Annotated in this window: 12 protein-coding genes; 8 read left to right on the top strand and 4 right to left on the bottom strand. The window is 49.5% G+C overall.

From position 1 onward, the window contains the following. The first annotated feature begins 78 nt into the window (after positions 1-78). The 4 genes from PHH59_RS01680 to PHH59_RS01665 all read left to right on the top strand — a co-directional run bounded on the left by PHH59_RS01680 (position 79) and on the right by PHH59_RS01665 (position 3,957). Positions 79-627 carry a DbpA RNA binding domain-containing protein gene (locus PHH59_RS01680; RefSeq protein WP_300010221.1) on the top strand — a complete coding sequence of 183 codons (549 nt, stop codon included), beginning with the start codon at positions 79-81 and terminating at the stop codon, positions 625-627. A 70-nt stretch (positions 628-697) separates the two neighbouring features. After that, the gene (rnd, locus tag PHH59_RS01675; RefSeq protein WP_300010218.1) at positions 698-1,858 is read left to right on the top strand and encodes a ribonuclease D; all 1,161 of its coding nucleotides are present in this window, start codon (positions 698-700) and stop codon (positions 1,856-1,858) included. Between the two features lie 49 nt (positions 1,859-1,907). After that, entirely contained in the window at positions 1,908-2,876 is a 969-nt protein-coding gene (locus PHH59_RS01670) for a folate-binding protein (protein WP_300010215.1), read from the top strand. A gap of 67 nt (positions 2,877-2,943) precedes the next feature. Next, entirely contained in the window at positions 2,944-3,957 is a 1,014-nt protein-coding gene (locus PHH59_RS01665; RefSeq protein WP_300010213.1) for a heme A synthase, read from the top strand. Positions 3,958-4,573: 616 nt separating this feature from the next. Here PHH59_RS01665 and PHH59_RS01660 read toward each other — a convergent pair. The 3 genes from PHH59_RS01660 to PHH59_RS01650 form a co-directional block, all read right to left on the bottom strand. Next, on the bottom strand, positions 4,574-5,740 hold the full coding sequence (locus tag PHH59_RS01660) for a GNAT family N-acetyltransferase (protein ID WP_300010211.1): 1,167 nt from the start codon (positions 5,738-5,740) through the stop codon (positions 4,574-4,576). A 43-nt stretch (positions 5,741-5,783) separates the two neighbouring features. Then, positions 5,784-6,566: a ParA family protein gene (locus tag PHH59_RS01655; RefSeq protein ID WP_300010208.1), complete on the bottom strand. Its 783-nt coding sequence runs from the start codon at positions 6,564-6,566 to the stop codon at positions 5,784-5,786. A gap of 235 nt (positions 6,567-6,801) precedes the next feature. After that, positions 6,802-7,287: a zinc ribbon-containing protein gene (locus PHH59_RS01650; RefSeq protein ID WP_300010205.1), complete on the bottom strand. Its 486-nt coding sequence runs from the start codon at positions 7,285-7,287 to the stop codon at positions 6,802-6,804. A gap of 83 nt (positions 7,288-7,370) precedes the next feature. On the opposite strand from PHH59_RS01650, the gene leuS reads away from it, so the two are divergent. The 4 genes from leuS (at position 7,371) to PHH59_RS01630 (ending at position 15,265) form a co-directional block, all read left to right on the top strand. Continuing rightward, positions 7,371-9,956: a leucine--tRNA ligase gene (gene leuS / locus PHH59_RS01645; protein ID WP_300010202.1), complete on the top strand. Its 2,586-nt coding sequence runs from the start codon at positions 7,371-7,373 to the stop codon at positions 9,954-9,956. A gap of 17 nt (positions 9,957-9,973) precedes the next feature. Further along, positions 9,974-10,468: an LPS assembly lipoprotein LptE gene (gene lptE, locus PHH59_RS01640; protein ID WP_300010199.1), complete on the top strand. Its 495-nt coding sequence runs from the start codon at positions 9,974-9,976 to the stop codon at positions 10,466-10,468. 3 nt (positions 10,469-10,471) lie between these two features. Further along, positions 10,472-11,497 carry a DNA polymerase III subunit delta gene (gene holA, locus PHH59_RS01635; RefSeq protein WP_300010197.1) on the top strand — a complete coding sequence of 342 codons (1,026 nt, stop codon included), beginning with the start codon at positions 10,472-10,474 and terminating at the stop codon, positions 11,495-11,497. A 234-nt stretch (positions 11,498-11,731) separates the two neighbouring features. Continuing rightward, positions 11,732-15,265 (top strand): transglycosylase domain-containing protein, encoded by a 3,534-nt coding sequence (locus PHH59_RS01630; RefSeq protein WP_300010194.1) that lies wholly within the window; start codon positions 11,732-11,734, stop codon positions 15,263-15,265. 215 nt (positions 15,266-15,480) lie between these two features. Here the strand turns inward: PHH59_RS01630 and PHH59_RS01625 are convergent, their stop codons facing one another. Further along, entirely contained in the window at positions 15,481-16,194 is a 714-nt protein-coding gene (locus PHH59_RS01625) for an NrdJb (RefSeq protein WP_300010191.1), read from the bottom strand. Positions 16,195-16,436 lie beyond the last annotated feature (242 nt).

Raw genomic sequence — 16,436 nt, 5'->3', positions numbered from 1 at the left:
CAGTTTATCCTGAATTGGATAAACTGTTTCACAGCCTCCAGTACAACAACTTAATAAAAATAACAATTGTAAATCAGGATGAACAACAGCCATAAAGCCATCGAGCCTAGCCCCAAAACAGAGCTGTTGAAGGATCGCTTACAACCATTGCTTGCAAACTGCTTGGACAGCCAACGCACCCAAATCCAAACATTGGCCGCCGAATTAGGCACGGACGTGCTGTCTTGTGCCGCCGCGTTGTTGTATTTGGCCCAACCGCCAACCCCCGCAATTTCGCTAATGGAGCCAACCAGCACCATAAAAATGGTGCGTTACCGTCTGGATGTGGGCAGCCAGCACCAAATAACCGAGGAATCCCTAAAAAAAGTGTTGGTGGAAGAGTCAGGCGTTGATAAAAACAATATCAACAATATCAACATCCGGGGCTTATATACGCTAATCGATTTGCCCGATTCCATGCCGGCGGATATTTTCCAGCATCTAAAAACGGTGGAAATCAACCAACGTCCACTAGCGATAAAACGCGTAAAATCACGTTTTAAAAAACGTAGCAGCCTGCATCGCCGCCGCAGCAAACCGCGCAATACAAATTCCGGCATTAACGCGGGTGATCAGCACGCAGACTGATTATCAGAGCAAGCTGAATTTATCACTGAATTTATCCAAGCTACGGTTTCCTCAAAAGAATTTAATCACTATGAACACCATCAATTACATAAACACCCCCGAAAAACTCACCGCCCTCTGTGCGCTGATACGCGAAACAACCTGGCTGGCCCTGGACACCGAGTTTTTGCGCGAAAAAACGTATTACCCCCAATTTTGCCTGCTCCAAATCGCCACGCCAGACTGGGTCGCCTGTGTCGACCCGATTGCCCTACCGGATTTGACCGGGCTGTTCGAGGCTATCTATCATCCGGCTATCGTCAAAGTTTTCCACTCCTGCCGCCAAGATTTGGAAATTTTTTACCAAGTCACCGGCAAATTGCCCTCGCCTATTTTCGACACCCAAATTGCCGCGCCCCTGTTGGGTTTCCAGGACAATCCCGGTTATGCGATGCTGGTGTCAAGCTTCCTCAATATCAATCTAAGCAAAGCCCACACCCGCGCCGACTGGAGCAAACGCCCGTTGACCGACGCGCAAATTGAATACGCCGCCGATGATGTCATTTATTTATGCCAGATTTATCAGGTCATGCTCAAAAAACTTACCGAATTGGGACGTGCCGAGTGGTTGAAACAAGACTTTGCCGAACTGTCAAATCCTGATATTTATCACATTGACCCTGCCAAAGCCTGGCTGAGAATCAAGGGCAAAAACAAATTGACGGGGAAGCAGCTTTCCATCATCCAGTCTGTCACCGAATGGCGGGAAAAAAATGCCCAGCGCGAAGACCGTCCGAAAAGCTGGTTGTTGCGAGACGAGTTAGTGTTTGACATTGCCAAGCTCCAACCGGAAACGGTTGCCGATCTTGCCGCCGTGCGCGGCATCAACGAGCGCGTTGTCAACCGTTATGGCAAGGAATTGTGCGAAATTGTCAAAGTGGCTAAAAACCAGCCGCCGATTCCGCTGCACGAACTAGGACGGCCTGCCAAGAAAACCCAGCAACAAGAAGCCATACTCGACATACTCACGGCCTTGGTCAGGATACGGGCCGAAGAAAATTCGCTAAACCCCAGCATCCTGGCGACCCGCAAGGATTTGGAAGAGCTGATGTTTGATGGTGACGACGAATGCCCATTGCTGCATGGCTGGCGCTACACGATGGCGGGCAAAGAATTGGTCGGTTTGTTGAAAGGCGAACTATTGCTGGGTATCCAGGCGGACAAGCTGGCGATTATCAATGCCGCGAAGTAAATCTCCTGCCACCCTTTTTAAAGACTACATTGAAGCTTAACGTATAAAAATGAACTCAAACTGGAAAAATTTCCTGCTGTCAGCACAAGCCCACTTCCTGACACCGACAGATGTCGCCTTTCCGCTGGCCGGCACTTCCGCCCGGCAACGCATTTGCCCGCTCGTGTTTTTAGGCGTATTGAGCATCGGTGGCAAAGATGCGGCGGGCTTGTTGCAAGGCCAGACTACTTGCAATATCAATGACCTGAGCGAAACCCAAAGTAGCCTAGGGGCGTTATGCAATCCTAAAGGCCGCGCTATCGCTACTTTCTTACTGATCAAACAAGCCGATGTTTTTCATCTGATTGTTCCGGCTGAATTGCTGGACACGGTAAGAAAACGCTTGGGCTTGTTTATTTTGCGCTCAGACGCCACCATCACCGACACGACCAATGATTATTGCCTGTTAGGAGTATCACCTTCAACAGCCCCTACCGCTGCATGGTTAGCCACCACACCAATCCCCGTTGCCAGTGTAAATTTTGGTGACCGTTCGCTGGTTCTCGCCACGCCGGATGCAGCCGCCTCATTCTGGTCGGCAAAAATCCAGCAAGGTTTTCTGCCTGAAAATACTGACCAGTGGCGTTTGCGCGATATTGTTTCCGGTATTCCGTGGTTGACTGGCGCAACATCGGAAGCATTTGTCCCGCTCATGTTGAATCTGGACAAATTGGGCGGCATCAGCTTTAGCAAAGGCTGTTACACCGGCCAGGAAGTGATCGCCCGCACCTATTATCTGGGCAAAAGCAAACGCGGCCTGTTTCTGGCGGAATCGAGCGCAGATGCCCCCGAACACTACACGAATGTACTGGACGGGCGTGATAAACCGATGGGGCACGTGCTGGTTGCACAGGCGGATGGACAACGCTGCAAAATGCTGGTCGTCATCCAGATTGCCGAAGATAACAATGACCAACTTAAACTGGCTGATGGCAGGCCATTGGTTTTGCTAGAATTTTCTACCCCAACGATTGCCTAAATACTCTGGCCCACTTGGTTTGAATGATCAGGTGGGTCCCTTTTTAACAAACAACTTGCCGATTGTTATGTCATCATCCATAGATAATCAAGTAGATAACCAAGCAGATAATCAAGCCATCATCCGTTTCCGCCGCTTAGGCACCATCACCATTTTCGCGGTCTATCTCGTCATCCTCGCTGGCGGCATCGTCAGGGCGTCCGGTGCGGGTATGGGTTGTCCCGATTGGCCCACTTGCTTTGGGCAATGGATACCGCCGACTGATGAAACACAACTGCCCGCGAATTACCACGAAATCTACGCCCAACGCGGCTACGAAAACACCCAATTCAATCCGGTGAAAACCTGGACGGAATACACCAACCGTTTGGTCGGTGCAAGCATCGGGATATTGATTTTCCTGACGGCATGGTCATCGCGGATTTTTCTGAAAACAGACAAAACCATTTTTTATCTGGCAGTCAGCAGCTTTTTTCTGGTGGGGTTTCAAGGTTGGTTGGGTTCCAGCGTCGTCGCCAGCAACCTCAAACCGATTATGATCACCCTGCACATGCTCTTGGCCCTGGGCATCGTCGCCTTGCTCATCTACACCATCACCCGCTCGCAACGGGACTTTATCGGTCAATTTGATACCGGGCAATTGCCGCCAATCGTCCCGACCCTACTGAAAATCGCTATGGCGATGACTTTATTGCAAGTGGCGATGGGCACCCAAGTCAGGGAAGCGGTGGATTTCATCACCCACGAACACAGCTATATCGACCGTAAATTCTGGCGCGATGATTTTCCGATCATTTTCTATATACACCGCTCATTCTCATCCATCATCTTGTTCACCAATTTATGGATAGTTTGGAAACTACGCCAACACGTCGCCAAAGACAGCCTGTTGCTACGCACGGGCTATGCGTTGGCAGCTTTAGTCATCACGGCGATCCTGGCGGGCGTATCGCTGGACCGCCTGGGAATGCCGCCCGTCGCCCAACCCATCCATTTGTTAATGGCGAATATGATTTTTGGTGTGCAGTTTTTTCTGGCGATGTCTTTGAATTATTCGGGAAAGCATCGGGCTGCCATTTGACATGGAGCGATAACTTATACACTGATGTTACGCAGACATTTTCTACGATTTGAAAATAAATAATGAAGAGTCGCTATCGCGACGGTTTATTTAATCGGGTTCTCGCACCCGAAGGCGAGATACTTTCTTTTGCTCCGCCTCGGCAACTGCTCCTGCGTTGCTCTACCTCCTGCATCCATGCAGTCGAAAAGAAAGTATCCAAAGAAAAGGCGGCCCGTTGCCGCTAATGTCTTGCGCTCCTCGCATTTGTCGGGGGACGGCAAAAGGGGCTTCCTGCCCCTTTGCCGCCGTGCGGCATCCTTGCCGCACCCCTTCGGGCTATTCCCGACAAATGCTGCGGTGCTCGACGCGGCAAATGGGATATAAACTACGTCACTGCGTAACATCAGTTATACAGTGTAAAACATTATAAATGTTACGCAAACATCCACGCCCCCAGCGGGCAGAAACAACGCTTCAAGAATAAATATAATTGTCGGCTTTAAACCCTTGGCATTGATCCATTTTCCTGCTTCTTGGATCTCATCGACATTGACATAAGGTTTGATTTTGGCGTCCGGCATCTACAGGCAAACCAAGCAACGCATGGCTTTCCTCGAAACTGTCAGAACATGTTTTAGTTTTCATCGTCATTCTGGCAAGGGAAACCAAAAGATTTTTTAAACGGCAGATAGCTCGCCACTTCGTTTTTATAAAGTGCTACCGCGCTTTTTTCACGGTCTAAAAATTGCCCAATCGCTTCGGCAAATTGCGGGTCTTTTATCCAGTGCGCCGAATAAGTCGTCACCGGCTCAAAGCCACGGGCGATTTTATGCTCGCCTTGTGCCCCTGAATCAAATTTAGCCAGGCCTTTTTCAATGCAATAATCAATACCCTGGTAGTAACAGGCTTCAAAATGTAGGGAGTTGTATTCTTCATAACAGCCCCAATAGCGTCCGAAAAACGTGTCTTTGCCAATAAAGCTTAAGGCCGCACCGACTGGGGAGCCGTCTTTCATCGCCAACACCAGCAATAATTGTTCGGGCATGGTTTGGGCGATTTGCTGAAAAAACGCTAAGTTTAGATAGGGTTGCGAGGCTTTTTTCAGGTAGGTCAACACATAAAACTGGAAAAACACCCGCCAATCATCGTCGCTGATGTCCGCACCTTGAATTCTGTGCAAACACACACCTTGTTCGCCGATACGGCGGCGTTCGCGTTTGATCATTTTGCGTTTGCTGGCGCTTAAGGTTTGCAAAAAATCATCGAAATGGCGGTAATTTTTGTTGAACCATTGGAACTGCACACCTTCGCGGACGAGCAGTTGGGCGGATTTCAGGGCATCCAGTTGCGCAAGATTGGGAAACAGGCAATGCCAAGAGGAAATGTCGTATTGGACGGCAAGTTGTTGGATGGTTTTGAGAAACAGCCGCAGGATGTTTTCCGCATCCAAGCCCTCTTTGCTGGCAAAACGTAAGCCTTGGCAGGGCGTGAAGGGAATCGCGGTCAGTAGTTTAGGATAATACGCCAAACCCTGCTGATGATAGGCATTCGCCCATTGTTGGTCGAACACATATTCGCCGCGTGAATGGGTTTTGAGATATAGCGGCATCAAAGCGCAGAGTTCGCCGTCATTCAGAACCAACAAATGCCTGGGTATCCAGCCTGTTTTTTCAGAGACTGCGCTGGATTGCTCCAAGGCGAGCAAAAACTCATGGCGCAAAAACGGGTAAACATCCCCTGCTAGATTGTTCCAGGCGACGGCGTCAATTTGCGCCAAATTTTCAAGCAGTTGAACTTTCATTTCCAACCAGACGGTAGAAAACAGCCTGAAAGCCTAAACCCTGTCACTGATTATGAAGTTCCGCGTATAAGGCCCGAAATTCATCACTGAGTTTATGGCCGGGCGCGTAATGCACCAGAGGTTGTGAGACCGAATGGGATTCCCTGACTTTAACCGATGGCGAAATCATCGAGGCCAACACCGGCAAACCTTCGGCGAGCAATTCTTCAACCAATTGCCGTGGCAGATTGGCTTGTTTTTGGTATTGGTTGACAATGATGCCTTCAATTTCCAGATTTTGGTTATGGTCGGCCTTGACCTCGGCGACGGTGTGCATCAGCGTGTACAAGGCTTCCCTGGCAAACGTGTCACAATCAAAAGGAATCAGGCATTTTTCTGCGGCAATCAACGCGGATTGGCTGTAGAAGTTTAAAATCGGCGGGGTGTCGATGAAGATATTGTCAAAACCTTCGAGTTTTTCCAAGGCTTCTTTGAGCTTAAAAATTTTAAAACGGGCTTCCAAACGGCCTTGCAAGGGATCGAGTTCAGGGTGCGATGGAATGACAAACAGGTTTGGGAACGGTGTTTCATGGATAATGCCTTCCAATCCCGAAGCATTGCTATTGCCGCCAAACAACGACAGGCTCAGGCTGTTTTTGAAAAACAGCGCGACAGTTTTGTCGCTTTCACCAACTTTAGCACCTAGCAAGTATTGCGTAGAGTTACCTTGTACGTCCAAGTCAATCACTAAAGTCCGTTTGCCTTCAATGGCGCTGATCGCCGCCAGATTACAGGTGATGGTTGATTTGCCGACACCACCTTTTTGGTTAAAAATCACTCTACGCATGGTTGTTCCTGTTGGTTTTCTTGAAAGCTGATAAGTGGTTTAGATTGTCCACGAAAGGCACGAATACCCTCTGGGGTACAGAAACACAAAAACGAAGAAAATTCGATGGTGAAACACAACTGTGTCATTAGTGGCGTTGCTTTCAAGCTTCCAACAATAAGCGATATTGGATGGCTTTGAAAAATAACCAATAAGCTTTTTTTTCGTGTTTTTCGTGGACAATGGCTTTTATAAATTACATCCTGACAAAGACATTATGGTGGCAAGCCGGGCATTCAGGAATTTCACTCGGTGTTTTAAAAGCGATTTCTTTGCCGCAATCATCGCAAATAAATGTTCCCGGACTGGTGATGTCGCCACTATGGTAAACATGTTTGGTCGCCAATTGCTCCAGTTTTGCCAATTCGATACGGGTTTTGTCGGCCAGGCTTGCAAACGCATCCAAGGTGAAATTTTCCACCAAGTCGACATCGAATTTGAACCAATCTGACAATGAGTGGAAATCCGTATGGTCTGATAACCAATGTGCGGCATGTTCGACATCACGCTTAAGATAGCCCGCCACCTTATCCATTTCCTCGCTGGTCAAATCACTGACTTTGCTTAATTTTCCCTTGGCAACGTCCATTGCCTCGGCGGAAGAATGCAAAGTGTCATCCATCGCTTCATAAAGATGCCCCATTAATTCGAGATAGGCATTGATTAGTTTATTTTTATTCATAGTCCGACTCCTGGAAATTGACGCTTTAGATTTAAGCAAGTGTACGGTATTCTAACGCTTTTGATCGGTAAAAGACGAGAAGGATGCAAGAAAATTATCAACCGCTCATGATTGAGCAAGAAGCACAAAATGCCTGGGAACAATCCGGCGTATTTAAAGCTTCAGAATCTTCCGAAAAGACCAAATACTACTGCCTGTCCATGTTCCCGTATCCCAGCGGCAAGTTGCACATGGGCCATGTCCGCAATTACACGATAGGCGATGTGATCAGCCGCTACCAACGGATGCTCGGCAAAAACGTCCTGCAACCGATGGGCTGGGATGCGTTTGGCCTACCCGCCGAAAATGCCGCGATGCAAAACAATGTCCATCCTGCCGATTGGACCTACAGCAATATCGACTATATGCGCGACCAGCTCAAACGGCTGGGATTTGGTTATGATTGGGACAGGGAAATCGCCACTTGCGACCCTAGCTACTACCAATGGGAACAATGGTTTTTCCTGAAATTATTGGAAAAAGGCTTGGTTTACAAAAAAACCGCGCCCGTCAATTGGTGTCCGAACGATATGACCGTGTTGGCGAACGAACAAGTCATCGACGGCTGTTGCTGGCGTTGTGACACTAAAGTTGAGCGCAAGGAAATTGCACAATGGTTTTTGAAAATCACCGCTTACGGACAAGAATTGCTGGACGCGCTGGAGACTTTAGATGGCTGGCCTGAGCAGGTCAAAACCATGCAGACCAATTGGATAGGCCGCTCCGAAGGTGTGGAAATGGATTTTGCCGTGCCGGAGTTGGGCGAACCTGTGCGTATCTACACGACCCGTCCTGATACCTTGATGGGCGTAACCTATCTTGCGGTTGCCGCCGAACATCCGCTGGCCTTAAAAGCCGCTGAAACCAACCCGGACATTGCCGATTTCATCAACGAATGCAAAATGATGGAAACCTCCGAAGCGGCGATGGAAACGATGGAAAAACGCGGTATTGCGTCCGGCATTTCTGCCCTGCATCCGATCACCGGCGAGGCCGTGCCAGTGTGGATCGCCAATTTCGTCTTGATGGGTTACGGCACGGGCGCGGTGATGGCGGTTCCGGCGCATGACCAGCGTGATTATGAGTTTGCGAAAAAATACGGCATCGCCATCAAGCAAGTCATTTTTGGTAAAAACGGTGAAGCAGCCGATATTACCGAACAGGCGTACACCATCAAAGGCGTATTGCAAAATTCCGCCCAATTCGATGACCTGACTTCCGAGCAAGCTTTCGGCAAAATCGCCGGAACGCTTGAGCAACAAGGCAAAGGCGAGCGTAAAGTCAACTTCCGTCTGCGTGATTGGGGCGTATCCCGCCAACGTTATTGGGGCGCACCCATCCCGGTCATTTATTGCGATGACTGCGGCACTGTGCCTGTCCCTGAGCAAGATTTGCCCGTCACCTTGCCGCGTGATGTGGTGCTGGACGGTTCACAATCGCCCTTAGTCGCGCATCCGACTTTCTCCAAAACCACTTGCCCGACTTGCGGCAAACCCGCGCGGCGCGAAACCGACACCTTCGACACTTTCATGGAATCGTCCTGGTATTTCGCGCGGTTTGCCAGCCAACCCGATACGGCGATGCTGGATGCCAATGCCAACCATTGGTTGCCCGTCGATTATTACATCGGTGGTATCGAACATGCGATCTTGCACCTTTTATATTCACGCTTTTACACTAAGCTATTGCGTGACGAAGGCTTGATTACTTGCGGTGAGCCGTTCAAAAAATTGCTGACCCAAGGCATGGTCGTTGCCGAGACTTTTTATCAGCTTAACGACCACGGTCACAAACAATATTACAACCTGACCCAAGTTGATGTCGAATGCGATAAAAAAGGCAAAATCATCAGTGCCAAGTTGAAGACGGACGGCTCGGAAGTCACCGTGGGGCATATCGAAAAAATGTCCAAATCCAAAAACAACGGTGTCGACCCGCAAGTGCTGATCGACCAATACGGCGCGGACACGGTGCGCTTGTTCATCATGTTCGCCGCACCGCCTGAGCAATCCTTGGCATGGTCTGATAGCGGCGTGGAAGGCGCGTTCCGCTTCCTGAAACGGCTGTGGCGGCAAGTGCATTTGCATGTCAGTGCCGGATTGGCGACTACGCCAATCGACAAGGCGGCCTTGACGGCCGAACAACGCACTGTCCGCCGCCAATTGCACCAGACCATCCAAAAGGTCAGCCACGATGTCGGGGTGCGGACGATTTTCAATACCGCCATCGCCGCGAATATGGAATTGATCAATACCTTGTCCAAATTCAGCGACGAATCAGCGAATGGCAAGGCGATTAGCCAAGAAGTCCTGGAAGCGATAGTGCTGATGTTATCGCCGATAGTGCCGCATATCTGCCATAGTTTGTGGCAGGAATTGGGTCATGGCAAAGCCGTGATGAGCGAAGCGTGGCCTGAGGTTGACGGATCGGCTTTGATACAAGATGAACTGGAAATGATGGTGCAGGTCAATGGCAAACTACGCGGAAAAATTGCCGTGCCGGTTGGCGCATCCAACGATGACGTGCAAGCCGTCGTGCTCGCCGACGGGCATATCCAACACTTTATCGACGGTGCGGCTATCAAAAAAGTCATTGTTGTTCCTAATAAACTGGTTAATATCGTTATTTAACAGAGAACTGAGCCGAGATGCCACCCAAAATTTTTATCCTTGTTTTTGCTTTGCTGGTCAACGCCTGCGGTTACCATTTGCGTGGCGCGGTAGACTTACCTGAAGGCTTGAAAAAAGTCTATTTGGAAGGAGCGTCCATACCGTTACGGGAACAGTTCAGGAAAGTTTTGCGGACGGCATCCGGTGAACTCACAGCCACCCCGGAAGCTGCCGGCACCATCATCAAAATCGCCAATGAAAATAGCGACCAACGGGTCTTGTCGCTGAGTGCCAGAGGCCGTTCCAATGAACTGGAATTGTATTACCGGCTACAATATGGCTTGGTAAAATCCGACAACACCGTATTGATGGAAAACCAGCCAATTGAAATAAAAAGGGAATATTTTAATGACCAGCAGGACATGGTGGCTAAGGACAACGAACAACAGGTCATCCGCAATGAAATGGTGCATCAGGCCGTGCGGATGATGCTTGACCGTATCCGGGTCGTATTGGTAGCCAATAGCAAATAAATAATGCAGCTTAAACCAGGGCAACTGAACACCGCTTTGCAAAAAGGTCTGGCGGCGGTTTATTTTATCAGCGGCGATGAACCCTTGCAGATCGGCGAAGCGGCGGATGCCATCCGCGTGGCGGCACGGCAAGCCGGTTTCACCTCGCGGGAACTGTTTACCGTGGATACGGGTTTTGCCTGGAATCAATTAAGCCTGGCGGCGGACTCCATGTCCATTTTTGCCGATAAACAAATCATTGAATTACGGCTGTCTTCCAGCACCCCAGGAATGGAAGGCGCGAAAGCCTTGACGGCGTATTGCGCACACCTGCCCGAATCGACGCTATTACTGATGACTTCGGGGAAACTGGGCAAAGAATCGTTAAAAACAAAATGGTTTCAGGCGTTAGATAACGCCGGTGCCGTCATACAAGTTTGGCCCCTGGAAGGCCAGGACTTGTTGCGCTGGTTACAACAACGCCTATCCCAACGCGGCTTGCAAACCGGACAACCAGGTTTGCGCTTGTTGGCATCGCGGGTTGAAGGCAATTTGTTGGCGGCGGCCCAGGAAATCGAAAAATTGTATGTGCTATACGGCGACGGCACATTGACTGTACAGCAAATCGAAACCGCCGTTGCCGACAGTTCCCGTTATGATGTTTTTAAATTGATGGACAGCATCTTGGCTGGCAAAACCAACCGAATCTTAAAAATACTATCAGGACTACACGCCGAAGGAATTGCGCCGCCCGTGGTGTTGTGGGCGATCATGCGTGAAGCCAGGACGCTAATAAAAATCAGATGGGCGATGACGCAAGGGCATAGCCAGGACACTGCTTACCGGAACAATCAGATCTGGGACAAACGCAGGCAACTGGTGGGTGAAGCCTTGCAAAGACTAAGCGATAAAGATTTGAACCAGCTACTGGTGTTAAGTGCTAAAGCCGACCGGCAAAGCAAAGGCCAACAAGCCGGTGATGTTTGGGAAACACTGAGGACGCTGTGCTTAATGTTCGCTTCCGTACCCGTTATGGCAACTATAGGCTGACTATAACCCTATGAAATTACTAAGAACGTGTTTTAAAAGCTGCTACGCGGTTCGATTGCGGCGTTGGGTGCTCAAAATCCTCATGTACTCCAGTACACTCCGGTTTTTCCACTCCGTGCGCCTTGCAATCGAACCGCTCGCGACGCTTTTAAAACACGTTCTAAGCGACCTGTTGCAAAGCCAGTATCGCCTGTGCTATTGGGATATGGCTTTAGCTGTTGACGGAAATGCCGCGTGAAGCAGAATAGCGGATCATTGATTAAGCGGATTTTGACAATTTATATTGCGGTTGTCTTGAGCGCCGTAACGGGAATCATCGCCTGGCTGATCCACCTTGAAGTAAAAACGTCCAAATACCAGGCCCAATATCTTTCGCAAATCAGCAAACAACTCAGTTTCAAACTGGTTCCGGGAGCGAGTTCTTCCGTCCGTTATCCGCAATTTGGCCCCTATGACCAACGTTTGGGCTACATTTTATTGCCCGACGCCATTGAACGCCTGAAAAAAGCAGGCTATGGCATTTCCGCACAGGCGGATTTCTCACCGATGATGGCGGAATTGGTCGATTATGGCCTGTTTACTGTTTATCACGAAAAAACCCAGGCCGGTTTACGTATTCTTGACCGCAGGAACCAACTGGTTTTTAAGGCGGTTTATCCCGCGTATGGCTACCCCAATTTTGAAGCCGTCCCGCCAGTCATTCTCAACACACTGCTCTTTATCGAAAACCGTGAATTGCTGAACGAGCAAAATAACCAAGTCAATCCGGCTATCGAATGGGATCGTTTAGGTTTTGCGAGTTTGCAATTGATGGCGCATAAACTGGGCGCAACCAGTTCTGTCCCGGGTGGCAGCACCTTGGCGACGCAAATCGAAAAATACCGCCATTCCCCGAATGGCTACACCAACTCGATCAGCGACAAATTCCGGCAAATGGGTACCGCCTCGGTGCGGGCCTACTTGATGGGCCCGGACACCCGTGCCATGCGCCAAGAAATTGCCCTGTCTTATCTGAATTCCATGCCGCTTTCGGCGACACCCAAATCCGGTGAAATCCACGGCCTAGGTGATGGTTTAGCCGCGTGGTTTGGTGCTGATTTCAATGAAATCAACAAATTGTTAGATCCAAAAGCCCTGGCGACGACACGCGTCAGTAAGCAACAGGCACAAGCCTACCGGCAAGTTTTGGGGATTTTATTATCGCAAAGGCGGCCGACCTATTTGCTGGGGCGCGGATTTGACACGCTACAAAATCTGACCGATAGCCATTTACGGCTGCTGGCGGAAAAAGGCCTGATCTCCAACGCCCTTCGTGATGCCGCCTTGCGGGAGGCGACCCTGCGTCCATCCAAATCCGGCACCATTCCGGCCAAGTTTGCCGTTGAGAAAAAAACCCAGGCCGTGCTACGTAGCCGCCTTGGCAGGATACTCAATGTCAAATCCAATTATGACCTGGACAGGCTGGATTTGACGGTCAAAACCACGTTGGATTTCAATACCCAACAAGCCATCAACCAGGAATTGCGCCGCTTAGGGGAGCCTGAAAATGCCAAGGCGGCGGGCTTGCTGGGTAAACGGATGCTCAGTGAAAACAGCAAGCTGGCACCGATAATCTACAGTTTGATGCTGTTCGAACGCGGCAAAACCGGCAATTTGTTGCGGGTGCAAACCGACAATTACGACCAGGCATTGGACATCAACGAAGGCATACGCATAGATTTAGGCTCGACCGCCAAATTGCGGACAATGGTGCATTATCTGGAATTGATCACCGACATTTATGAACGTTATAAAAACAAACCAGCGGATGTTTTGAAACCCATACTACTGCATCCGCGTGATTATTTTTCGCAATGGGTCATTGAGCAATTGACGGCAAATCCGCAAATCAATCTCGAAACCCTGCTTAACAAAGCCTTAGACCGCCGCTATTCGGCCAGTCCAGGCGAAAGTTTCTTTACCGGCGGCGGCCTGCACACGTTCAGCAACTTCACCAAAGACGAAAACTACAGGATCATGTCTGTCCGTGAAGCCTTGCGTGATTCGGTCAATCTGGTTTTCGTCCGGCTGATGCGTGATATTGTCTACCACCACCTTTATAAACCTGACGGTTTGGCACGCTGGCTGGAAAGCCCCGATGACCCGCGCCGCAAAAAATATCTGCAACGCTTTGCCGACCGCGAGGGCAGCGTCTATTTGCAGCGGTTTTATGCCAAATACAAGGACAAAACCCCCGATGAGGCTTTTGCCATGTTGAGCGGGCGCGTGTTTGCCAAGCCGTCACGTTTGACTATGTTGTTCCGCGCGGTTTATCCCGATGCCGATGAACAGGCATTGAAAAAATTCTTGCAGGCGCGGCTACATGATAGCCAATTATCCGATGACGACATTTATGATTTTTACGACAAATACACGGTAGGGCATTTTGATTTGCAAGACCAAGGCTATATCACCAAAATCCATCCCCTGGAATTGTGGTTGGTCAATTATTTGGTGCAACATCCCAAAGCCGGGCGCGATGAAGTGATGGAAGCCAGTGCCAAACAGCGTCAGGATGTCTATCGTTGGTTATTCAAAAGCGGACGGAAAAATGCCCAGCAGCGGCGCATCATGACCTTGCTGGAAATTGAAGCCTTCCGTGCCATCCACAAGGCTTGGCAACAAGTCGGCTACCCTTTTGAAGAATTGACACCCTCTTACGCAACCTCTATTGGCGCATCAGGCGACCGCCCTGCCGCACTGGCGGAATTGATGGGCATTTTGCGCAATGACGGCAAGAAATTGCCGATGGTGAGGTTCGAAAGCCTGCACTTTGCCCAAGGCACGCCGTATGAAACTGTGTTGAACAAATCCCAAAATGAAGGCCAACAGCTTTTCGCATCAGAAATTGCCAAAGTGGCACGAGGGGCTTTAAGCGGGGTCGTCGAAGGCGGCACCGCTTCGCGTTTGAAAGGCGTCTACACCAACGCCGCCGGCAGCCCCCTGAGTGTTGGCGGAAAAACAGGAACAGGCGATCATCGCAAGGAAATCTGGGGACCGGGCGGGCGCTTGATCGAATCGAAATTCATCAGCCGCGCCGCCGTGTTCACATTTTTTATCGGGGAACGGTTTTTTGGCGTGATCACAGCCTATGTCACCGGAGAAGATGCCGGCAGTTACCATTTCACCAGCTCCTTGCCGGTACAAATCCTGCGCCATTTGAAACCGACTTTATCACCGTTGATCAACACCGCACCGGAAAATGAAGGGCTCAAACCTGCAAGTGAAGCGGTCGCCCCAACAATGGCCAAGCATGTAAAAACAAAAATGGCGGTTCCGGCTTCGCTATCAACAGAATCTGTCAAACCGATACGGAAAACCCCCAAACCCAAGTTGGTGAAAATTCCTGTGATTGTAGCCAACCCGAAACCTGTTACCGGAGCCTTTAAGCCCGCACCAAAGCCGCTTGCCAGCAAACCCAGGACTATCAAAACACCAACCCATACGCCCGTGTTGCCAGCAACCGGTTTAAGCACCAAACCGGCGATAGCGAACCCCAAAGCCATCAAAATACAGCCAACTATTCCGGCAACCAGCAAGCCAATAGTCAAACCGTTGCCGAAACCGACTCAAAGCCAGCCGATCAAGCTTCCTGCCATAGTCCCGAACCGCCAAACCGCCAACCCCTTGCCGAAACCCGTAAAACCACAAACAACAGCTCCGCCAATTATCAGGCCACTACCTAAACCGGCCAAACCACTGGTGAGCACGCCGGTTCCTGTCCAGTAAGCCTAAATATCTTTGTAAACCTGGCAATAAGGTAACCCGCAAAAAATAAACCGCCACAGATTCACAGCACAACGTCTTAAATCCGCTAAAAGACTTGTCCACGAAAAGCACGAAAAACACCACTCGATTGTTTTTTTCGTGATTTTCGTGGACTATTTTTTTCTTGTGTCATGGGGGGTATTTATTGCGAGTTGCCTAATAAGTAGCAAGCCAGTTTAGCTACATTTGCTCTCGCCACAATTCAGACAAGTCATGCAGCCATCCATCAGCACCACCGCCTTGGTTTGGCATTTGCCGCACAACAACGCTTTGGCAGGAAAACCGCTTTCACCATCAGTCTGCGCGGCATCTGCATGTAATGCATCAAACTCCCGACGTTTCTCCGCCAAAAATTGCTTCTGGTGATCGTTCAGCTCAGGGTCTTTCAGCATTCCAATGCTTTTTAAGTGCGATTCAATCGCACAACCAATTTCTGCGACCAATGACGGCATGAACACACCGCCTTTTTTAAAATAGCCACCGCGTGGATCGAACACCGCCTTCAATTCGTCGACCAAAAAACAAGCATCACCCCCTTTGCGGAACACCGCTGAAATAACCCTAGTCAATGCCAGAACCCATTGAAAATGCTCCATATTTTTTGAGTTAATAAAAACCTCATAAGGCCGCCGCTCTTCATGCTCACTGCCTTGATTCAAAATCATGTCATTAATCGTGATGTACAAGGCGTGTTCCGATTGCGGGGTTTTGATTTTGTAAGTCGAGCCATACAGAATCTCAGGGCGGGCGACATTTTCGTGCATACTCTCCAAGCTCAAGGCCACCTCTTGGACAGGGGCCTGAATTAAGTTCTGATCTTCATTGCTTGCCGGGGAATTAGGAGGCAGCACTTTATAACCGGTAATTTTCTTATTAATTTTCTGGATCATATAGGGTATGGAATGTTGTGATTTGTAATAGGCGGTGATATTTACTATTCGACAGGTTAAATATAGCAAAAAATACTGTATATAGTGAATAATTTAAATATTAACACAAAATATAGTTTTAATGACGCAAGTTTCTATTCTTAAGCAAAAATTATCCACCGAATTACCGGCAAGAGGAAACCGGTATTCCGCTATCGCTACATACGGGCCACTTGCCCGCCTTTCACATTCCCACCCCCCTT

The organism is Methylovulum sp. (assembly GCF_028687615.1).
In the GTDB taxonomy this organism is placed as follows: Bacteria; Pseudomonadota; Gammaproteobacteria; order Methylococcales; family Methylomonadaceae; genus Methylovulum.
Note: the sequence above shows the minus strand (reverse complement) of the source record. Positions and strands in the feature narration are given on the sequence as shown.